General features: G+C 71.3%; 23 protein-coding genes and 1 pseudogene. 14 read left to right on the forward strand and 10 right to left on the reverse strand.

The window, feature by feature from the left end; translation table 11 throughout:
- Positions 1–3 precede the first annotated feature (3 nt).
- Positions 4–480 (reverse strand): ArsI/CadI family heavy metal resistance metalloenzyme, encoded by a 477-nt coding sequence (locus ACFZBU_RS24475; RefSeq protein ID WP_391585750.1) that lies wholly within the window; start codon positions 478–480, stop codon positions 4–6.
- A gap of 122 nt (positions 481–602) precedes the next feature.
- Here ACFZBU_RS24475 and ACFZBU_RS24480 point away from each other — a divergent pair, with 122 nt between their 5' ends.
- Positions 603–959, forward strand: coding sequence for an ArsR/SmtB family transcription factor (locus ACFZBU_RS24480; RefSeq protein ID WP_391585751.1), 357 nt, complete (start codon positions 603–605; stop codon positions 957–959).
- Between the two features lie 104 nt (positions 960–1063).
- Here the strand turns inward: ACFZBU_RS24480 and arsB are convergent, their stop codons facing one another.
- Positions 1064–2167 (reverse strand): ACR3 family arsenite efflux transporter, encoded by a 1104-nt coding sequence (gene arsB / locus ACFZBU_RS24485; protein ID WP_391585752.1) that lies wholly within the window; start codon positions 2165–2167, stop codon positions 1064–1066.
- Between the two features lie 46 nt (positions 2168–2213).
- On the reverse strand, positions 2214–2525 hold the full coding sequence (locus ACFZBU_RS24490; RefSeq protein ID WP_391585753.1) for an ArsR/SmtB family transcription factor: 312 nt from the start codon (positions 2523–2525) through the stop codon (positions 2214–2216).
- A 114-nt stretch (positions 2526–2639) separates the two neighbouring features.
- Between ACFZBU_RS24490 and ACFZBU_RS24495 the strand changes: the two genes are divergently transcribed.
- The 4 genes and pseudogenes from ACFZBU_RS24495 to ACFZBU_RS24510 all read left to right on the forward strand — a co-directional run.
- Complete coding sequence (locus ACFZBU_RS24495; protein WP_391585754.1) at positions 2640–3047, forward strand: arsenate reductase ArsC; 408 nt, start codon at positions 2640–2642, stop codon at positions 3045–3047.
- Between the two features lie 59 nt (positions 3048–3106).
- The gene (locus ACFZBU_RS24500) at positions 3107–3466 is read left to right on the forward strand and encodes an ArsR/SmtB family transcription factor (protein ID WP_391585755.1); all 360 of its coding nucleotides are present in this window, start codon (positions 3107–3109) and stop codon (positions 3464–3466) included.
- Positions 3463–4206: a methyltransferase domain-containing protein gene (locus tag ACFZBU_RS24505; protein ID WP_391585756.1), complete on the forward strand. Its 744-nt coding sequence runs from the start codon at positions 3463–3465 to the stop codon at positions 4204–4206. The genes ACFZBU_RS24500 and ACFZBU_RS24505 overlap by 4 nt, the downstream gene beginning before the upstream one ends.
- 239 nt (positions 4207–4445) lie before the next feature.
- Positions 4446–5090 (forward strand): annotated as a pseudogene (locus tag ACFZBU_RS24510) (HAD family hydrolase); the annotation flags it as partial.
- 211 nt (positions 5091–5301) lie between these two features.
- On the opposite strand, the gene ACFZBU_RS24515 reads toward ACFZBU_RS24510, so the two are convergent.
- Together ACFZBU_RS24515 and ACFZBU_RS24520 are read right to left on the reverse strand one after the other, a co-directional pair.
- Entirely contained in the window at positions 5302–6123 is an 822-nt protein-coding gene (locus ACFZBU_RS24515) for a hypothetical protein (protein WP_391585757.1), read from the reverse strand.
- Between the two features lie 305 nt (positions 6124–6428).
- On the reverse strand, positions 6429–6917 hold the full coding sequence (locus ACFZBU_RS24520; protein WP_391585758.1) for a GNAT family N-acetyltransferase: 489 nt from the start codon (positions 6915–6917) through the stop codon (positions 6429–6431).
- 452 nt (positions 6918–7369) lie between these two features.
- On the opposite strand from ACFZBU_RS24520, the gene ACFZBU_RS24525 reads away from it, so the two are divergent.
- Both ACFZBU_RS24525 and ACFZBU_RS24530 read left to right on the forward strand, forming a co-directional pair.
- Positions 7370–7945: a DUF6245 family protein gene (locus tag ACFZBU_RS24525; protein ID WP_391585759.1), complete on the forward strand. Its 576-nt coding sequence runs from the start codon at positions 7370–7372 to the stop codon at positions 7943–7945.
- A 376-nt stretch (positions 7946–8321) separates the two neighbouring features.
- Positions 8322–9179: an aminoglycoside phosphotransferase gene (locus ACFZBU_RS24530; RefSeq protein WP_391585760.1), complete on the forward strand. Its 858-nt coding sequence runs from the start codon at positions 8322–8324 to the stop codon at positions 9177–9179.
- A gap of 379 nt (positions 9180–9558) precedes the next feature.
- On the opposite strand, the gene pip is transcribed toward ACFZBU_RS24530, so the two are convergent.
- A complete protein-coding gene (gene pip, locus ACFZBU_RS24535; RefSeq protein ID WP_391585761.1) occupies positions 9559–10572 on the reverse strand; it encodes a prolyl aminopeptidase in 1014 nt (337 codons plus the stop codon).
- Between the two features lie 117 nt (positions 10573–10689).
- Here pip and ACFZBU_RS24540 point away from each other — a divergent pair, with 117 nt between their 5' ends.
- The 3 genes from ACFZBU_RS24540 (at position 10690) to ACFZBU_RS24550 (ending at position 13008) form a co-directional block, all read left to right on the forward strand.
- Positions 10690–11238, forward strand: a complete 549-nt coding sequence (locus tag ACFZBU_RS24540) for a MarR family winged helix-turn-helix transcriptional regulator (RefSeq protein WP_391585762.1) — start codon at positions 10690–10692, stop codon at positions 11236–11238.
- Positions 11239–11703: 465 nt separating this feature from the next.
- Complete coding sequence (locus ACFZBU_RS24545; RefSeq protein WP_391585763.1) at positions 11704–12435, forward strand: alpha/beta hydrolase; 732 nt, start codon at positions 11704–11706, stop codon at positions 12433–12435.
- Between the two features lie 108 nt (positions 12436–12543).
- The gene (locus ACFZBU_RS24550; protein WP_391585764.1) at positions 12544–13008 is read left to right on the forward strand and encodes an amidohydrolase family protein; all 465 of its coding nucleotides are present in this window, start codon (positions 12544–12546) and stop codon (positions 13006–13008) included.
- Here ACFZBU_RS24550 and ACFZBU_RS24555 read toward each other — a convergent pair.
- Entirely contained in the window at positions 12977–13867 is an 891-nt protein-coding gene (locus ACFZBU_RS24555; protein ID WP_391585765.1) for a hypothetical protein, read from the reverse strand. The genes ACFZBU_RS24550 and ACFZBU_RS24555 overlap by 32 nt on opposite strands.
- A 106-nt stretch (positions 13868–13973) precedes the next feature.
- On the opposite strand from ACFZBU_RS24555, the gene ACFZBU_RS24560 reads away from it, so the two are divergent.
- The 3 genes from ACFZBU_RS24560 (at position 13974) to ACFZBU_RS24570 (ending at position 15828) form a co-directional block, all read left to right on the forward strand.
- On the forward strand, positions 13974–14384 hold the full coding sequence (locus tag ACFZBU_RS24560) for a VOC family protein (protein WP_391585766.1): 411 nt from the start codon (positions 13974–13976) through the stop codon (positions 14382–14384).
- A 92-nt stretch (positions 14385–14476) separates the two neighbouring features.
- Positions 14477–14947, forward strand: coding sequence for a hypothetical protein (locus ACFZBU_RS24565; protein WP_391585767.1), 471 nt, complete (start codon positions 14477–14479; stop codon positions 14945–14947).
- 452 nt (positions 14948–15399) lie between these two features.
- Positions 15400–15828, forward strand: coding sequence for an ankyrin repeat domain-containing protein (locus ACFZBU_RS24570; RefSeq protein ID WP_391585768.1), 429 nt, complete (start codon positions 15400–15402; stop codon positions 15826–15828).
- Between the two features lie 97 nt (positions 15829–15925).
- Here ACFZBU_RS24570 and ACFZBU_RS24575 read toward each other — a convergent pair whose 3' ends face one another.
- The 3 genes from ACFZBU_RS24575 to ACFZBU_RS24585 form a co-directional block, all read right to left on the reverse strand.
- Positions 15926–16435, reverse strand: coding sequence for a hypothetical protein (locus ACFZBU_RS24575; protein ID WP_391585769.1), 510 nt, complete (start codon positions 16433–16435; stop codon positions 15926–15928).
- Between the two features lie 85 nt (positions 16436–16520).
- Entirely contained in the window at positions 16521–17432 is a 912-nt protein-coding gene (locus ACFZBU_RS24580) for a Gfo/Idh/MocA family protein (RefSeq protein ID WP_391585770.1), read from the reverse strand.
- Positions 17433–17518: 86 nt separating this feature from the next.
- Positions 17519–18001 (reverse strand): hypothetical protein, encoded by a 483-nt coding sequence (locus ACFZBU_RS24585; RefSeq protein WP_391585771.1) that lies wholly within the window; start codon positions 17999–18001, stop codon positions 17519–17521.
- A gap of 567 nt (positions 18002–18568) precedes the next feature.
- On the opposite strand from ACFZBU_RS24585, the gene ACFZBU_RS24590 reads away from it, so the two are divergent.
- The gene (locus tag ACFZBU_RS24590; RefSeq protein ID WP_391585772.1) at positions 18569–19588 is read left to right on the forward strand and encodes an ACP S-malonyltransferase; all 1020 of its coding nucleotides are present in this window, start codon (positions 18569–18571) and stop codon (positions 19586–19588) included.
- Positions 19589–19799 lie beyond the last annotated feature (211 nt).

Consider the following 19799-nt stretch of genomic DNA (forward strand, 5'->3'; position numbering starts at 1 on the left):
GGCTCAGCCGCAGCAGCCGCCCGCCGATTCGCCGGCGCCCGCGGCGACGGGCACGCCGGAATCGGTGCCGGCGGGGAGGCAGCAGGCGCTGTCGGTGTCCTTGGTCAGGGTGTCGGCGTCGCCCTTGACGACGTAGACCTCCCACGGCTCGTTCCCGGGGCCGTGCACCCACACCTTGTCCTGCACGGCGTAGCAGCAGGAGGTGTCGTTCTCCTCCAGGGTGATCAGGCCGGACTCGGTCAGCCGGGTGGTGGCGGCGTCGACCTCGTCGGTGGTCTCGACCTCGACGCCGAGGTGGTCCATGACGGTGTCCTGACCGGCTTCGCCCTGGATCAGGACGAGCTTGAGGGGCGGGGTGGCGATGGCGAAGTTGGCGTAGCCCTCGCGGAGCTTGGCGGGCTCGGTACCGAAGAGCTTGGTGTAGAAGGCGATCGAGGCGTCGAGGTCGCCGACGCGCAGGGCGAGTTGGGCGCGGGACATGGTGATACCTCCGGGCATGGGGCCGGTCACGGGGATGCACGGCGAGAGGCCGCATCCCTGCTTCGACGGTTGTCGATACAGAAGAGCTTGGCTCCTGGATCGACATCTGTCAATATCGACGTATGTCGAATCAGATGGCGGTCGAGACGGTCGGACCAAGCGCGGCGCCGTGCTGCCCTCCGGTGGCGCGCGAGCCGCTGGCCGCACCGGCGGCCGAGCGGTATGCCGCGATGTTCAAGGCACTGGGCGACCCGGTCCGACTGCGGTTGTTCTCGATGATCGCCTCACGCGGCGGGGACGAGGTGTGCGTGTGCGACATCCTCGACGTCGGGGTCTCCCAGCCCACGGTCAGCCACCATCTGAAGAAGCTGCGCGAGGCCGGGCTGATCACCGGCGAGCGGCGCGGGACATGGGTGTACTACCGGCCCGTCGCCGGGACCACGTCCGCCCTGTCCGCGTTGCTGGCCACGGACGCCTGACCGGCGGGCGCGCGCGACCGGCCTTCGCGGGCGACTGCGGTTGCGGCCGGGCCGGCCGTTGCAACCGACGCAGTCGCGTACGACCGGCCACCGCGTCCGACCGGTCACCTGGCCGCCGGTGCCTGGTCCCGCCGTGCGCGGCGCCCCAGCGCCAGGGAGACGTAGACCAGCGCGACCAGGACGGGCACCTCGATCAGCGGCCCCACCACGCCGGCCAGGGCCTGTCCGGAGGTGACGCCGAAGGTGCCGATGGCCACCGCGATGGCCAGCTCGAAGTTGTTGCCCGCCGCGGTGAACGCCAGCGTCGCGGTGCGGTCGTACGGGAGGCCGATGCCGCGCCCGATGGCGTACGAGCCGAACCACATCACGGCGAAGTACACGAGCAGGGGCAGCGCGATCCGCGCCACGTCCCCGGGCTCGTCGGTGATGGTGTCGCCCTGCAGGGCGAACAGGACCACGATCGTGAACAGCAGCCCGTACAGGGCGACCGGTCCGATCCTCGGGAGGAACCTGTTCTCGTACCAGTCGCGGCCCTTCGCCCGCTCGCCCTGACGACGGGTCAGGTACCCGGCCAGGAGCGGGACGCCGAGGAAGACGATCACGTTGAGGGCGATTTTTCGGAACGACACGTCCAGGTGTTCGCCGTCGCCGAGTCCGAGCCGGCCGGGGAGCACGTCGAGGTAGAACCAGCCCAGGACACCGAACATGACGACCTGGAAGACCGAGTTGAGCGCGACCAGGACTGCGGCGGCCTCGCGGTCACCGCACGCGAGGTCGTTCCAGATGATCACCATGGCGATGCATCGCGCGAGGCCGACGATGATCAACCCGGTGCGATACTCGGGCAGGTCGGCCAGGAAGATCCAGGCCAGGGCGAACATGACCGCCGGGCCGACGACCCAGTTCACCACGAGCGACGACGCCATGAGCCTGCGGTCGCCGGTGACGGTGTCGAGCCGGTCGTAACGCACCTTCGCCAGGACCGGGTACATCATCAGCAGCAGCCCCAGGGCGATCGGCAGCGAGATCCCGCCGACCTCGACCTCGGCCAGCACGTCGTCCATGCCGGGGACGGCCTTGCCCAGGCCGATGCCGATCGCCATCGCCAGGCCGATCCACACGGGCAGGTACCGGTCGAGGGTGGAGAGCTTGCCGGCGACCGCGACGGACCCGTCGGGCGTGCCCGATCGGTTGTCGGCGGCGGTCATCGGACGGGCCGGTACGGCGCACGCGACCGGTTGTCGGTGGCGGTCATCAGCAGGGCCTCTTCCGGGCGTTGGCGACGGTGTCGCGTGCGGTGTCGGCGAGTTCGCCCAGGGCGGCGGCGACGACGCCGATGCCCTCGGGCCTGAGCCGGTAGTAGACGAATCGTCCGCACGGCTCGGTGTCGACAAGGCCGGCCTCGCGCAGCACCTTGAGGTGGTTGGACAGATTCGTCTGCTTGGCGCCGGTCTCCTCGATCAGGTGGCACACGCACAGCGACTCGCCCGCCAGCAGCGTCACGATCCGCAGCCGCAGCGGGTCCGCCAACACTTTCAACACATCAGCATCGACTGACATCATCATGGGCTGATACGTTACCGGCACCGGGTGCCGGAGCGAACCCCGCCCCCGCCGCTCCCCGCCGTTCCCTGCCGGCCGCGCCACGCGTCGGCGGCTCGTTTTTGGAAGGACCTCCCCGTGGCCGAGAAGCCGTCCGTGCTGTTCGTCTGTGTCCACAACGCCGGCCGCTCCCAGATGGCCGCCGGCTTTCTCGAACATCTCGGCGCCGGCCGCGTCGAGGTCCGCTCCGCCGGCTCGATCCCCGGCGAGCGGGTCAATCCGGCCGCCGTCGAGGCCATGCACGAGGTCGGCATCGACATCTCCGCCGCGACGCCGAAGATGCTGACCCCCGATGCGGTGCAGGCGTCCGACGTGGTGATCACCATGGGCTGCGGCGATGCCTGCCCGGTCTTCCCCGGCAAGCGATACCTCGACTGGGCCCTCGACGACCCCGCCGGCCGGGGCATCGAGGCCGTACGCCCGATCCGCGACGAGATCGAACGCCGCGTCCGCGCACTCGTCGACGAACTCCTGCCCACCCGCTGACCGCCCGGGGCGGCGCGGCCCTTCCGCATCTCCCATCCATCGACTATCGTCGATTGTCGATGAATGAAAATGTGCCGCGCCCTCGGACCCTGGATGCCGACACCGCGACGACCTACGCGACCTGGTTCAAGGCACTCGCCGACCCCACCCGAGTGCGCCTGCTCAACCTCCTCGCCGTCGAGCGCCGACCGATGACCGTCGGCGAGATCGTCGAACGCTCCGAGGTCGGCCAGTCCACCGTCTCGCACCACCTCAAGCAACTCGCGGAGGTGCGGTTCGTCCTCACCGACAAACGCGGCACATCCGTGTACTACCGGGTCAACGCCGCGTGCCTGTCCTGCTTCCCCTCCGCCGCCGACGCCGTCATGGGCAACCCCGTGCCGGACCCGGCCGCCACACCGTGCGAGGAGACACCATGAGCGACAGCCTCCCGGTCGACCTCTCCCCGGACGCCATCCACGATCGCTACACCGCCGCCGCCCGCCGAGCCGCCGCCGGGGAACACCTCACCGACCCGTGCGACATCGACCGTTTCGGCCCCGCCCTCTACGACGACACCACGCACGTACCCGCGGGCGCCGCCGCCGCGAGCCTGGGCTGCGGCAATCCGCTCGCCGTCGCCGACCTGCACGAGGGCGAGACCGTCCTGGACCTGGGCTCCGGCGCGGGCCTGGACGTCCTGCTCTCCGCCCGCCGGGTCGGTCCCACCGGCCGCGCCATCGGCCTGGACATCACCGACGAAATGCTCCACCTTGCCCGTCGCCACGCGGCCGAAGCAGGCGCCGACAACGTCGAGTTCCTGCGCGGTCGCATCGAGGACATCCCCCTGCCCGACGCGTCCGTGGACGTCGTCGTCTCCAACTGCGTCATCACCCTGTCCCCCGACAAACCGAGGGTGTTCGCCGAGATCACCCGCGTCCTGCGGCCCGGCGGTCGACTCGGCGTCAGCGACCTGATCGCCGACACCGAACCCGACGCCCGCCCCAACCCGGCCGACCCGACCGGCTGCCTCGCCGGCGCCATCACCGCGACCACCTACACCGCGATGCTCCGCGCGGCCGGCCTGAAGGAGGTCACCGTCACCCCCACCCACCAGGTCGCCCCGGGCATCCACGCCGCAATCGTCCGGGCCCACCGCCCACACCCCCACCCGGCCTGAGCCCACCCCCGTACCCGCGCCGGCCGCGCCGGCTCCCCGATGCGGCACGGCAACCTGCCGGGTTGCGCCCGCCGAAGGGGATGCCACGGCAGTGCGAGAACCTCGCCGGTCAGGCGTGGAGGTCCACCCGGGTATCGCCGGCCCGAAGCCACAGCACGCCATCCCGCCCCTGATTCGCACCCCAGGGCAACCGACCGGACGTTCGAATCCCGCGGCTGGGCTGATGGCATGATCTCGGGGTGGTCGGCGAACTTACGCAGCGGGGTTCCGCGAGGTATGTCCTCTTTGATGTCGACGGGACGTTGATCGACGCGGTGGCCAACCAGCGCCAAGTCTGGGAGGCATGGGCGGTGCGTCACGGACTCGACCCGGCCGCGGTCTACCAAGTGGCGCTGCGAACACGGCCATTGGAGACTTTCGCGGCGGTGGCCCCGGAGCAGGATCCGCAGGACAGCCTGGCCGCGTTGCACGAGCTTGAGGATGAGGATGTCCGGTCCGGTGTCTATACCGCTTTCGACGGCGCATCCGAGTTGCTCGCCGGCCTGCCCTCGGGGTGCTGGGCGCTGGTGACCTCGAACTACGAGCATCGGGTGCGCGGACGGTTTGCCCGGACCGGGCTACCGGTTCCGGACGTGCTCGTGGATGCCGCCGCAGTCGCGGAAGGCAAGCCGTCACCGGTTCCCTATCTGCTTGCCGCCGAACGACTCGGTGCCAGACCGGAGGACTGCCTGGTCATCGAGGACGCCCGATCCGGAGTCGAGTCCGGGCTGCGGGCCGGCATGACGGTGTGGGGAGTCAACGCCTCCGTCCCGCTGGACGGCGTGCACCGCCACTTCGCGAGCCTGTACGAGGCGGTGCCCGACATCCTCGCCTTCACCGCGGGCTCACACCGGGGTTGCCCGGCGCCTCCTTGCGCAAGCTCGGCCTCGCCGGATAGCCGACGAGTTCGCGCAGTGGCGACCGCATCCGCATCTGCATCCGCGTCACCTCGAAGATCACTTGCGGGACAGCCTTTGCACGATGCCTCGCCCGCACCCCAGCGACCCGCGCACCGCCAGGCCGGCCCGGCACGAATATGGGGCGCGATCGGGCGGATCACTGTGTGCGGGGCCTGGTTTCGCCGGCCAGGGGCGGCAGGTCGACGGTGTCCGCCGCGGGCGGCGCGGTGACGTCGACCGGTTTGCCGAGATCGGACCAGTCGATGGTGCCGTACTCCGGATCCGTCAGCCGAACGGGCACCGGATTGCCCGTGGCGGGCACGTACAGGCGCGATTCGTTGCCGTCGTCGCCGTTGGGGACGGCCACGACGATCGTTCGCGTACCACCGAGGGACTCCTCCGAGCGTCGTTGCGTGTCGGACTTCCAATCCGAGACGACCGTCGCGACGTTGCCGTACTCCGCGGTCTCGGTGACGTCCTCGAAACGCGAGTTGTTCACCTTGATCCGGACGTACTTGTCGTGGAGCAGGGCCGCGGCATTCGGGTCGGCGAGCCTGCCGGAGGCCGTCCAGTAGTTCCCGGTGGCCTTGAGGTACAGGTCCGGGCCGACCCGGCGCAGGTCCAGCCGATGTTCGCCGTAGGTCATGGAACCGACGTAGTTCTTCCTGCGGTGGTCGTAGCGAAGGTCGAAGCCGATACGCGTGTTCGGGTGCGAGGATCGGATGTCCCCGACGGCACGCACGGTCGAGATCCCGGTACCCGCCGCCTGGATCTTCGCCTTCAACGCCGTGTCGTCGAGCTTCGTGTTGTCCTCGCCGGGATCACCGACCGGGGAAACAGTGGGGGCACCGGTGGAGCCGACGGCCGACGGAGTGCCGACGATCGCGTTCGAGGTCGAGATCGAGTCGTTCCCGCACCCGGCCGCGAGCAGAATCCCGATTACCACCGTGACGCCAAGGCTGTACTGCCGTGTACGCAATTCATCGCTCCCGGGTGGATCCGTGTCGGCGTCGACCCGACGGTGTTCGGGCCCGCTCGGCGCTCCGACGCACCCCGAGGATTCCCGGTTCCCACCGCCGCGGTAATGGCCGCCCCCGAGCCGATGCCGGGCACCGAGTCCGGTGAAGGCTTCCGGTCACAGCACCGGTGCTCCCCGCCGGGTCGCGTCTCGGATGCCATTCCGGTCAACGGCCGCACCACACCCCGACACGCCGTATCGCGGTTCCGGTTCCGCTGTCGCCGCCGAAGGCAACGGCAACGTCGAGTCGAGGGCCCCTATCGGGATCAGAGCGCGAGATGCATGATGTGCAGCCCGACATAGCCGTGCTTCGGATGCTTGAAGCCCTCCGGCAACGTACCGACCACCTCGAACCCGAGGTCGCGATACAGCCGCACCGCATACACATTCGTCTCGACCACTGCGTTGAACTGCATCGCCCGATACCCCTGCGCACGAGCCCACTCGATCGAGTACTCGCACAGCGCCCGCCCGACCCCCTGACCCGAGCGAGCGGGATCGACCATGTAACTCGCACTCGCGATATGCGAGCCGTTGCCCATGTGATTGCGATTCATCTTCGCCGTACCGAGAACCGCCCCGCCCTCGTCCACCGCAACCACGGTCCGAGAAGGCGCCGGCAGGCACCACCACCCACGAGCTTCCTCCGCCTCCAGATCGAGCGGATACGTAAACGTCTCGCCTGCGGCAACAATCTCGTGAAAGAACGGCCAGATTGCCGCCCAATCACCCTCGGTGGCTTCCCTGATCAACATCGCCCCAGCATGCCGAGCCACCGACCGCCCTGCCAACCCGTTTCGAGCATCATCCGCAGCCTCCAAAAGCCGCCCGCCATCCGCTTCCCCCGCCGCATACAAAACGCCCGCCCTCGACCAGCGCTCCGCCTCACACATACGGGGATGCCTTCTTGGTGCCGTTGCGTTTGCCGGGCGTAGGTTTTTGGCGCCGTTTTCGGAGATGGGGCGATCGCCGGCACGCCTGCCCTGGTGTTCGCCGTGGTGGCCATCCGCTCATGACACCGGGACGCTGTCAGCAGTGGTCCTCGACGAAGAGCATGCGGCGACCCGGCTCGGCTCGGAACTCACGCGCCACGTAGCGCCCCATCGCCCCCGCTCCGCCCGGGCCCGAGTACTCGCCCTTGATCCGACCCCGGAGCGCGAGGCGTTCGCCGGAGCCGGCGACGGACGTGGTCGGTAATGTGCCGGGTATGAACAACGAACCCGCAGAGGCAGTCCCGGCGAGTGTCGAACAAATCGCGGCCGCGCTGATCGCGTTGGGCGCGTACAACGGCGCGAACACCCCGACCGGACACGCCCAGGAGGCCGCGCGCGTGGGCGGCGAGGACGTCTACCGCATACGGCTGCTCAACGCACTGCTCGGGGTGGTGCAGGGGCAGGCGATGTCGGCCGACAGCCGGCCGCTGGACGACGACGCCAAGATCGGCGCGTGGGACGAGCAGTACCACGTGATCGGCGCGGGCGAGAATGACCTGGCCCGGATGATCGCGTTCATGCAGTGGCAGGTACTGCGCGCCGCGATGCCGGTCCGAAGGTCCGCCCAACACCCGGAGACCGGGCCGATTCCCATCGCGGCCGCGCACGCCCTCGACGCCGTGCAGATGCTGCTCGGCGTCGTCGCGGTGAGCCGGGACGCGGCGGCAACCGGCGACGTGGACACCCTCACCGCGCAGGCCGATCGACTCCGCGACGCGCGCGTCTCACTGGAGAACACGATCGGCAACATCGACGCCCTGCTGAACATGCTCGACTCGGTCGACCTGTAGCGGGTGCCGGCCACGACGCCGGGGCCGCCGCATGCTCGTGATGGACTCCGTCGCGTGCGCGATCGGCGGCGTGTCTCGGCGTCGGCCGGCACCGTGCTGCCGCCGACCGAAACCCCGGGGCACGGCCCGGGCGGGAGCCGGCTCGCCCGGCGAGCGGCGCAGCCGAGACGCGGGACGAGCCACTGGCCGGGCGGAGGTGCGCGGCATACGCTGCGGGCATGATGCGAAAGGGGCGTACGTCTCCGCGTGGGCCGTCGACTCCGGACAATCCGGGGCGTCCGCCCGGGCCGAGGTCGCCGGACAAGAACCCGCCGGCGCCGCCCGAGCATCCGCCTCCCGAGCGTCCGCCGCCCACGGCACCGTGACGATCGCCCGGGTGGCATGGGATCGGCTTCCCGTCGAGGCACTCGACGCGGTGAGCGGACGGCTCGGAGCGGAGCCGGCGGCGGTGGATACGGTCGGCGGCGCGAACTGCGGTGCCTCGGCGCTGCTTTCCCTCCCCGACGGGCGAACCGTGTTCGTCAAGGCCCAGCGCGAGCGCGACGCCGTGCCCCTCGGTGGCGTTTCCGTCGGTGGCGTTTCCGGCGAGGAACTCGGCTGGTGGGGCTCGGCCTGGGGGCCGGTCGACGAACTCGGCCAGGAGGAACGGGTGAACGCCTTCCTGCCCGCGAGCGCTCCGCGCGTGCTGTGGCGGCTGGAGGTCGCGGGTTGGCATCTACTGGCGTTCGAGGGGATCGAGGGTCGACACGCCGACTACACGCCCGGATCGCCGGACCTGCCCCTGGTGGTTGCCGCGCTGGCGGAGTTGGTCGAATGTCCGGCACCAGGGCTGCGGTTGCCCAGTGCCTGGGATCGCTGGGGCTACTGGTGCGACCCGGCGCAGGAACCGCTCCTCACCGGAACGTCCCTGCTGCATACCGACCCCGCCGCGTGCAACGTCCTGGTCGACGGCGTGCGGGCCCGCCTGGTCGACTGGGCTTGGCCCGCCCTCGGCCCGGCCTGGATCGACCCGGCCCTGTGGGGCCTACGGCTCATCTCCGCCGGCGGCCACACTCCCGAACGAGCACGGTCCTGGGTGTCCCGAACCCCCGGCTGGCGTACGGCAACCCCGGACGCCGTACGTATGTTCACCCGGGCCGAGGCAAGGCGCTGGGCGGAGTACGCGACGGACGGCGTCCGGGGCGCACCCGAAATCGCCCACGCCGCCCACGCATGGGCGGAGCTGTGGGCATGACACCGCCACGCCGCGAACCCGCAACCTTCGAACACCGCCGACCCCGCACCACGAACTCCGGTCGTCGAACGAGCGGTCCCCTCGCATGCCCCAACGATCAGGGCAGGCGCGGTGGTGCGTACACGCCTCCCGCCCAGCGCCCTTCGCGATCCACGCCCGGCAACACCTCGCCGCCACCCTCGGGAAGCCCGGGGTGATTCCCGAACCCGGCCCGCCCACATCGACCCGCCCCCGCTCCGGATCGCTCCACCAGTGCGCGCATCAGGCCGATCGGACCCGCGGTTGCGGGGACATGCCCTACCGCCTCCGACCACTCTCGACTCCGGATCGCGCCGGGGGTGGTGTTCGACGTGGGGGTGGGACGGATGTCGGAGTCGGGTCAGCGGGTGGCGAAGTGGGCGAGGGTGGAGTGGATTCGGGATCGCATGGTGGAACTGCCGAGGTGGCCGGCGTCGGGGATTACCGTCAGGGTGGCCTTGGGCCAGGCTTTGGACAGGTGCCAGGCCGTGTCGAGTGGGCTGCCGAGGTCCAGGCGGCCGTGGATGAGGGCGCCCGGGATGTCGGCGAGGCGGTCGGCGTTGGCAAGGAGGATGCCTTCGGGGAGCCAGGCGCCGTGGGCGAAGTAGTGGGTGACGATGCGGACCAGGGCGACACGGGCGGCCGGGGGGCGCCCGGAGTAGGCGTCGGGGCGGCCGTTCGGTTCGGTGCCGACCACCGCGTCCTCCCAGGTGCACCAGGCGTTGGTGGCGTGTTCGCGGATCGCCGGATCCGGGTCTTCCACCAGGCGGGCATAGGCCGCGACGAGGTCGTCGCGATCGGAGGGTGGGACACCGTCGCGGAAGCGTTCCCATTCGGCGGGCAGAAAGCGGCCGACGCCGCGGTACAGCCAGTCGATTTCGGAGCGACGGGTGGTGGTGACGGCCGGGATGACGATCTCCGACACGCGTTCGGGATGGCGCTGTGCGTACGCCAGGATCAGTGTCGAGCCCCAGGAGCCGCCGTACAGCAACCACCTGTCCAGTCCCAGGTGTTCGCGTAGTCGCTCCATGTCGGCGAGCAGGTGGTCGGTGGTGTTGAAGCGCATGTCCGTGCTGGGGTCGCCTGCGTGTGGGGTGCTGCGACCGCAGCCCCGCTGGTCGAAGAGCACGATGTGATAGCGCTGCGGATCGAACAGTCGCCGCACTCCCGTCGAGCAGCCGGATCCCGGTCCCCCGTGCACGACCAGGGCGGGTTTGCCGACCGGATTGCCGCAGGTCTCCCAGTACACGTGATTGCCGTCGCCGACGTCGAGCATCCCGTGGGCGTAGGGCTCGATGGGGGGATGCGGAGGAAGCGGAGGATGTGGAGGAACCGGCAGACGCTGGGGCGATGCGGATGGGGACGAGGAGGTCATTGGTGGGTCCTTTGGGGGAAGGGCATTGCCCGGTCGGGTGGATTGCGCGAGTTGAGTGGGTGGGGCGGCCACCGGTCGCCCAACGATAACTACAACAGCGCTGTTATATTGTTCGGCATGACCTCCTCCGTCCCCGGCCCGGAGTTGCTGGGTACGCGTCTGCGGCAGTTGCTCGACCTGCTCGACGGGGATGTCGCCTCGGTCTACGCCGACCTGGGTCTGGCCGGGTTCCGCCCGCGCTACACACCGGTCGTCCGAGTGTTGGTCGCCCGGGGTCCGGCCTCGATTCGCGACCTCGCCGCTGCGATCGGTGTCACCCACTCGGCGGCGAGCCAGACCGTGGCGCACATGGTCAAGGCCGGCCTGGTCACGCTCACCCCCGGCGCCGATGCCAGGCAGCGGATCGTCGCGGTGACGTCGGAAGCCGAGCGCCTGCTGCCGATTCTGGACGCCGAATGGGCGGCCACCACCGCGGCTGCCCGCGCGTTCGAAGCCGAACTGCCTTATCCACTCAGCCACTTGATCGAGGACGCGCTCACCGCCCTGGTCCACCGCCCGATGCGCGACCGCATCGCCGACGAACTGCAGACCGCCCGGCAGCTTCCCGACCTCGGCCGCCCTACGCCGCCGCCGAAACCCGAGGCGGAAGCCCCTCCGGAGGGCTGAGCGTGTGGCCCCACCGCTCGTCGCGGGCCTGCGCCACCGCATCCGGGACGCCTTGCGGTTGGTGCTTGCGCGATGTCCGTGCCCGGGCGTTGCGTTCCGCGATGGCCACCTCGCCATCGCCGTCTCGGCACGGCTAGGCACCGCCCCGGCAGGACTGCTGCGCCGATCGTTCGACCCGTGGCGCGGGTGAAACGGGCGGCCCACTCCCGGACGAAGTCGACGAATTCGGGTGGCCGAGCACCTGGAAGCGGACGGGACCACGCTCGTGGGGCCCGGCCACGGAGCCTGCGCGAAAACCGTTGGCGGACCGCGGGGACCACTGCTACTTTTCCGGAGGCCGTGCGAGACAACGAGGAGGTGGTACCCGTGAACGCAGTATCGACATGGGTGCTCCCCTCCGGGGTCACGGTCGGGCGATAGGTCGTCCGGGAGCGCCGTTCAGGAGCACTCCCGAAAGGCACGATCATGCAATTCACTTCCGAGCAGCGCCTCGACGACGGCGTCCTGGAACGCGAATTCACCCTGGGCGAGATCCCCGGCATCCTGTGGACGCCCGCATCCGCATCCGCACCGGCGCCACTGATCCTGGTCGGCCACCCCGGCGGGCTGCGCCGGATGTACCCCCGACTGGTGGGCCGGGCCCGGCAGTCCGCGGCGGACGGCTTCGCCGCGGCCACCATCGAACTCCCCGGAAGCGGTGACCGGCCCCGTTCCGCCGCCGCCGAGCAGGCCCGCGCGGACCTGCGCCGGGCGCTGGAGGCCGGCGAGCCGGTCGGCGAGGAGATCGTGGACCGGCTCGTCCTCCCCCTGGTCGAAAAGGCGGTCCCGGAATGGCGGGCCGCCCTGGACGCCCTGCTTCTGCTGCCCGAGATCGGCGGCCCGGTCGGGTACTCGGGGGGAGTGATCTCCATCGGGATCCGGCTGGCGGTGGTCGAGCCGCGCATCTCGGCAGCCGTTCTGTTCGCCGGAAGTTTCGTGCCTCGCGCCCTGTTCGAGGAGGCCCGGCAGGTCACCATCCCGCTGCACGTCCTGTTGCAGTGGGACGACGAAGGGAACGACCGGCAGTCGGCCCTGGACCTGTTCGACGCCTTCGGCTCCAAGGAGAAGACCCTGCACGCCAACATGGGCGGGCACACCGGCGTCCCGCAGTTCGCGGGGGACGCCGCGGCCCGGTTCTTCACCCGGCATCTGAGCTAGCCACCGACCACCCCGGCCGTCGGGCCGGCAGCAGACGGTAGGCGGTGTCGGCCGGGGTGCCGCTCATCGAGGAGGGCCGCGACCCTCCTCGATGGCGGTGGCCGACAGATGCACGACCGCCCCGATCGCGGCGGCACCGGCCATCGGCCGTACCGCCGCGATCGGGGCGGCGCTCGACCCCAACAGCCTTACCGCCGAGGCATATCGGCGCAACCTCGGGCTGATCACCGACGGCGCCGCCGAAGTCGGGCGGGATGTCGCGGGGACACGAGTCTGGCCTACACGGTCGAGCCGATCGTGCGCTTCGTCCGCGCGTTCGGAGCACATCGTGTGGTCTTCGGCAGCGACCTGTACTCGCATCCACTCGGCTACACCCGCAGCCGCGTGCTCGCCGACCTGCGCGAGGCCGATCTGTCCGCCGCCGACAAGGCCGCGATCCTCGCCGGCACCGCCGAGACCCTCCTCGGCCTGTCGCCGCCGGCCCGGGCCCCGATCCCGACACCGCTCCCGCCGAATCGCCCTCGAGGCCGACCTCGGCCCCCTACTGCCCCTCCACGTACGACTCGACCCTGAACCCGGCGGGCAACACCCCACCGTCGAGGGTCCCGGCGAGTTGCCGTGCGTCGGCCTCGTCGTACGTGCCGGAGATCACCGCTTCGCCCGGAATCACGGACTGCACGCTCGGTGCGACCAGCACCCTGCCGTCGCAGACGATCGCGATGCGGTTGGTGGGCAGCCGACCTCCGGCGGCCTCGGAGGTGAGCTGGGTGAAGGCGTTCTGACCTTTGTTCGTCCACTTGACGGTCACGGTCCAGCCCGAATTGCCCGCTTCCGGCGCCCTGGCCTCGGCCCCGGCGACGTCGGTCCGGGTGATCACGGCGGGAGCGAGTACATACCTCTCCGTCAACTTGCCGTCACACGCCACGACTTCCGCGTCGGGTGGAACCGTCTGTCGTGCCTCCGCGTTTTCGCATTCGGGCCCGCTCGTGGAGGTGGTGGCGCCCCCGGGGCCTGCGTTCGCGGGCGGGAGTGCCGTCACCGCGGCCACCGGACGCACGGTCAGCTGCCCGATTCCGGCGATGGCCGCGAGGCGTTGCTTCGTATCCGCGCCGAACTTCGTCGACGAAATGCGCACCACGAGCGCGCCGTTCCGGACCGTGATGTCCTTCACCGGCAGGCCGGCCGAGGTCGCGCGCTTGCGAATGGTCTCTCCGGCGGTGGTCAACTGTGGTGCGCCCAGTGGGGCTTCCGGTGTCAACGTGGCCTCGGCGATGCTCCGGCCGGGGGTGCCTTCGACGGAATCGGAACGGTCGCCGTCCTTGAACCCGACCGGATCGTCCGATGAGCAGCCCGCCGCACCCAGCAACACGGCGGTGACGGCGGCCGTGGCGACGAGGGACCGGGCGAGTCGATGGCGCGAGGGCAGAGTCACCCGCCCCACAATGCCGGCTCGTCGGTCGACTCCGCAGCCGCTCGACACCTCCACGTTCCACCGCCGGGACCGGCCTCGATTCCCGCCGAACGGGCACATGTCCCCCATGACCCTTCGTGTCGGACCCACAGTGCTCACCACCACCGACCTTCCGCGCGCCGTCGCGTTCTGGACCACCGCGCTCGGCCTGCGCACCCGCGACGCGGTCGGCCCGGACACCGATTTCGTGGTCCTGATCGACCCGGGCGCGCGCCCCGACCAAGCCCCGGACGGCGACGCCGATCCCGGCCCGACCCCCGGCGCGGAACGACTCAGCCTCCAACTGGGCGAGGTCCGAGAGCGCACCGAACCGGTCCGGGTGCACCTGGACCTGTACGCCGACGACCAGGCCGGCGAGGTCCGGCGCCTGGTCGGCCTGGGCGCCCGCAAACTGCCGTGGGACTACCCGGAAGACCCCGACTTCGTGGTCCTGGCCGACCCGGACGGGCACCCCTTCTGCGTGGTGGCCAAGGGATGATCCGGCCCGAAAGGGGCAGTGGCACGGGGTGTGGTCGCCGCCGGTCCGCGCCGACGGCCGCATGAGCCGAGTCGACGCGCAAGGAGACAACCGTGCTGGACAACCGCAACCTTCGTGAGCTGATCCGCCGGTGGCGGGCCACCCCGCAGAGCACCGTCGCCCTCTTCGACGAGGCCGACGACGCGATCCGGGCGACCATCGCGACCAAGGAGCGCGTGCTGTATCCGGCGATCCGGGACGCCGACGGGCACCGCAGCGGGTACGTCGACGACGCCATCGCGCAGGGCCGCCGGATCGAGGGCTTCCTGGATGCGGCCGAGCGGCTCGGTCCGGAAGGCCCCGGATTCCACGACGAGGCACAGGACGCCGCGTCCGCGATGGACGGCCTCCTGGTCCACGAGCAACGCGACCTGCTGCCCGCGCTCGAGCACCTCTCCCAGGACGATCGGGACCGGCTCGAGCGCGAGTACGGCAACACCTGGGTCGACGTCTCCGCCGAAATCACCGCCGCCCGCACCACCCGCCGACGCCCGTACGGCGGCGCACCGGACGCGACCCACTGAGCGTCGACCATCCACGAACGGGACGCGACCCACGGACCGGCCACGGCCCACGAACGGGACGCGACCCACCGACGACCGGACGCGGCGCACGGATCGACCACGACCCGCCCGGCCGGACACGCTCCCGGCGGCCCGGTACCCCGAGAGCCTCGCCGACCCGCACCCCACGGCTCCGAGCCACCCCCCGACGGCACCCCCGTACGCCGCCGCCCCCGGCCGACATCCGCCCCCGGCCGGGCGGCTGCTCCGTCGGCCCACCACGCAGCCACCCGGCCGCACCCGCACCTTCGCCCCACCCCTCGCCTTCTCCCCGCCTCTCGCCCCACACGTCGTCCTCGGCCCCGCCCTCTCCCCGCGCGCCGCCCCCGCTCACCCCTGACCGCCGGCCACCGGCCGCCAACCGCGCCGATATTCGCAGGCAAGCTCGCTGCCGGCCCACTACCCTCGGCCGCGTGAACCATCGCGAGCGCAAGCGGCTGTCGAAACTGCTGGTGGGAGCGGCCGGTCTGGGCCGGCTGACGGAGGCGAGCGCCGCGCTCCGGGCCGGCGCCGATCCGGGAGGCGCCGACCGATACGGAACCACACCGCTGTACGCGGCCTCCGTCCACGGGGCCACCGACGTGGTCCTGCTCCTCCTGAACGCGGGCGCGGCACCCGACACCGAAAGCGGTACCGGGTCCGAGGGCACCCCCCTGTGCGCGGCGGCCTGCTGGGGCCACACCGACACCGTCCGCGCGCTGCTCGCCCACGGAGCCGATCCCAATCTCCGCGAGGATCACGGCACGGGCCATTCCCCGGTCGACTGGGCCGCCAGAGGCCCCTACCCGGAGACCGTGGCCGCCCTCCTGGCCGCAGGCGCAGACCCACCCCGCTCCGACTGAGCAATTCCCTTCCGGGACCGGCCTGCCGACGAACGGCCCGACCGGCGGCAGCCGTCGGAGCGCTTTCCCGCATTCACGTCGGAGAACCCTCCTCGCTTCACAACGCAATCGCGCGATGGGCCAACGCCATGTCGACGATCTCCTCGGCCGCCCCGAGCGGATCGTCGGTGGAATCGGTCGAACCGTCGGTGGACCCGGGCGGATCCTCCACCTCCGCAGGCCGACCGAAGATCAGGTCGCTCACCGCCGGGTGCGGTACGTTCGCCATCAACACCTGGAAATACCAGTCGAGTTCGGCATCGCCGGCCAGGATCCGCCGGACGATCTCCACCAGTTCGGCCCGGGTGATGTCGGCAACCCTGGGCCGGGCCGGTCGGGCCGCCTCCAGAGCGAACTCCGCAAGCGTGCGGGACCCGTGGTACTCGACGAAGTCCCCGATCGAGTAGTCGTGCCCCGTCGCCGCTCGGAAGGCGGCCATCGCCGCCTCCGCCGCGCCCGCTCCGCCGTCGCCCCGAATCAGCTCACCGATCCGCTCGATCTCGGCGGCCACCTCGGCCAGTCGCTCCGAACCGACAACCGGCGGCGACAACTCCGTCCGCAGGTCCATGCCCCTCCTCGCCCGACACATGTCACCGGCAGGCGACGGAGCCGCAGGCCCCGACCCGATCGAGCCCGCCTCCCCGCCCCTTCGCTCAGCCGAGTTGCTGCTTCTCCACCTCGTCGACCACCAGTTCGCACAACTCGTGCGTACGCAACGCGTCGTCCAGGTCGGGAAATACTCCCGTGCGGACCCCGTCCAGGAAGGTCAGCACGACCTGCTCGATCCCGCGTTGGCGTGCGATCGGGGTCCAGTCGCCGCGCCGGTGGGTGGTCGGGCGACCGTCCCGGTAGTCGACCACGTCGGCCAGGTTGTACACCTCGCGGGTGGCGTCCCGGCCGGAAACCTCCAGGATCTCCTCGTTCGATCCGCTGCGCAGGTTGAGCGTGCCGATCGCGCTGAAGCCCGCGCCGGACAGGTGCAGCACGAAGTGCTGGGCGAGACCGTCCACGACCCGGGCCCGCACATCGACATGCTCGATCTCGCCAGGGGCCAGGAAGCGCAGCGTGTCGACCACGTGGATCAGGTCGTCGAAAGCGACCGTACGCAACTCGCGTGCGGTGTCGACGCGGTTGCGGCGGATCATGATCAGGTCGCGCGGCAATGTGCGGCTCTCCACGTAGGCCGGCACGTGTCGCCGGTTGAAGCCGACCATCAGGCCGACGCCGCGCGCCCGGGACAGATCGATCAGCCGCGCGCTCTCGTCCAGGCTGTACGCCAGCGGCTTGTCCACGTACGTGGGCACGCCCGCCTCGATCAGCCGGGTCACGATCTCGGGGTGCACCGAGGTCGCCGCGTGCACGAAGGCGGCGTCCAGTCCCTCGGCGAGCAGCCCGTCCAGGTCGGCGTGCCGGTGCTCGACGGGCACCCGGTGGGTCTCCGCGACCCGGCGCAGCGTCGCGGGCGTGCGGGTGTGCAGGTGCAGATCCAGATCCGGCAGGGTCGAGACGACCGGCAGGTACGCCTTTTCCGCGATGTCGCCCAGACCGATGACGCCGACCTTCATCAGGCCACTCCTCCCGACGGTGCCGCCGGGCCACGCGTCCGGTTCACGGCCCCGTCAGCATATGCACACGCGTTCGGGTGGATCCTTCAGCGCCGACCCGGATCGTCGCGCTCGTGCGGGTCGACCGGGCCGCCCGGGGTGTGCGATGTCGGCCCCGTTTCCCGCCCGTACCGCCGCCGGGCGGCGATCTCGACCACGGCGGACCGCTCGGTGGAGCGGTGCCGGACCACGACGTCGTCCGCGGCCACGTAGTGATCGTCGCCGGTCACCACGACCGTGATGCCGGTACCCGGTTCGGCGGCGAACGCAGCGGGCGCGGCCGGTGCGGCCGGTCCGTCGAGCGCACCGGGTACCGCGGGTCCGCCGAGCGCACCGGGTACCGCGGGTCCGCCGAGCGCACCGGGTACCGCGGGTCCGCCGAGCGCGGCGGGTACGGCGGGTCCGCCGAGCGCGGCGGGTACGGCGAACGCAGCGAATGCGGCGGGCACGGCGAACGCCGCGGGTACGAACGCGACCCACGCGGCTGCCACGGCGAGTCCGGCGGCCATTACGCGGCTGGGGTTCATCACGTTCGGACCAACGACCGGGGAGGCCGGAGGCGACGGGCGGATGCCGGCGGCCACCCGAATCGGCGACGGTGGGTGCGCGCCTGCGGATCGCCCGGACGGAATACCCCCGAATGGCGGTTCGGGTGCCGCCGAATGCCCGTCGGCGGGGCGGACTGACTTGGAGTCAGCTTCCGTCGACACCACGTGAGTTGCCTGCCGGCCCGGGCGGCGGATCGGTCCCGGCCGCAGGCGTGCGGCGCCGGGCGCGGTTGCGCTCCCCCGCCGGCTCGACTCTCCTGGAATCAGGCCCTGCCTCCGACCTCGTCGAACACCCGACGGACACCCCCGAACCGACCCGCCACGCACGCCCCCGCCCCACCCGCTCCGCACAGCCCCCATCCCGATCCGCCCCGGACGCGCGCCCCCTTCACGCGAGCCCGGGTTTCCGCCATGACCGGGGCCGATCCGCGAGATCGCGCGGCGCATCCGTACCGCCGCTCTCCGAAGTCGTCCCTCGATCCGTGGCCGGGTTCGGTGAACCTCCCGGCCATGCCAGCAGAGACCACCGAGAGCCAAGGGAGAGTCTCCGTGAGCGTGCCACGCACCGCGATCATCATGCCCGGCGTTGGCTCCTATGTGCCGGGCGCACTGCGCCGGCTCCAGGATCGGCCCGCCGTTCGGGACACCCTGGCCGAGGTCGACGACGCGGTCGGCGATCGGGCCACGCTGTCGCCCTCGCGTCTGCTCGTCGATCCCAAGGCACCGGATGCGCACGAGTTGATGGACCGGCACGAGTTGTCGTTGCATCTGGCCATCTATGCCGGTGCGCTGGCCGCGTTCCGGCTGCTCGAGGACGATTTCGGGATCCGTCCCGACGTGCTGCTCGGGCACAGTCTGGGCGAGATGGCGGCGTTGGCCGCGGCCGGCGTGTACACGGCGGGCGACGGTGCCCGGCTGTACCTGGCCCGGGCGGCGGCGTGCACGATCCATACCAGTGATCCGGGTGGCCTGCTCACCCTGCGCCTGGCGCCGGGACACACGCTCGAACTGTTGTGCTCGGCGCAATTGCCGGGCCTGGACCTGGCATGCGACAACTCCGCCGAGCACACCGTGGTCTCCGGGCCGGACGAGTCGCTGGCCACCTTCGCGGCGCTGGCGGAGCGCAAGGCGGTGGCCTCCAAGGCGTTGACGGTGCGCACGTTGTTCCACAACCGGTTGCGCGAGTCGGCCGCCGGCGAGTGGCGCCGGCTGGGGGCGGAGATCGACTTCCGGGCTCCGCGCTATCCGGTGTTGTCGCCGCTGTTGGGCCGGGACTACGCCGACGAGCGCGAACTCCGCGACGGTGTGGTGGGGCAGTTGCGGCACCCGGTGCGCTATCGCAGTGCGGTGACCACCTTGCGCGAGCGCGGCATCGAGGTGTTCGTCGAGGCCGGCGCCCGGGACGTGCTCGGCCCGTTCGCGCGCTCCGCCGACGCCCGGGTGCGCACGGTGGTGCCGGTCGCGGCCGGCTCCGACCTGGCCCGGGTCGCCGGTGCGCTGCGGGCGGCCGGCCTGCTGCACGAGGACCTGGCCGCCCTGGCCGAGCCGTCGGACGTACCCACCGGCTGACCGGCACCCGCCCGCATCCGCCCGGCGGCGCTCCGGCGAGACCCCACGGCGGTCGCGCCGGAGAGCGACAACGGCGACCACAGGCCCCACCGGCTCGACGACGAGGGCGGTCCCCGCAGGAGATCCGGGGGCGGATCGGATGGGCGGGGAGGCGGGGCTGGATCGGGTGGCCACGTGCCTGCCGGTGCCGGTGGATCCGGGCGCCGATCCC

It is taken from the genome of Embleya sp. NPDC008237, assembly GCF_042956465.1.
Taxonomy (GTDB): domain Bacteria; phylum Actinomycetota; class Actinomycetes; order Streptomycetales; family Streptomycetaceae; genus Embleya.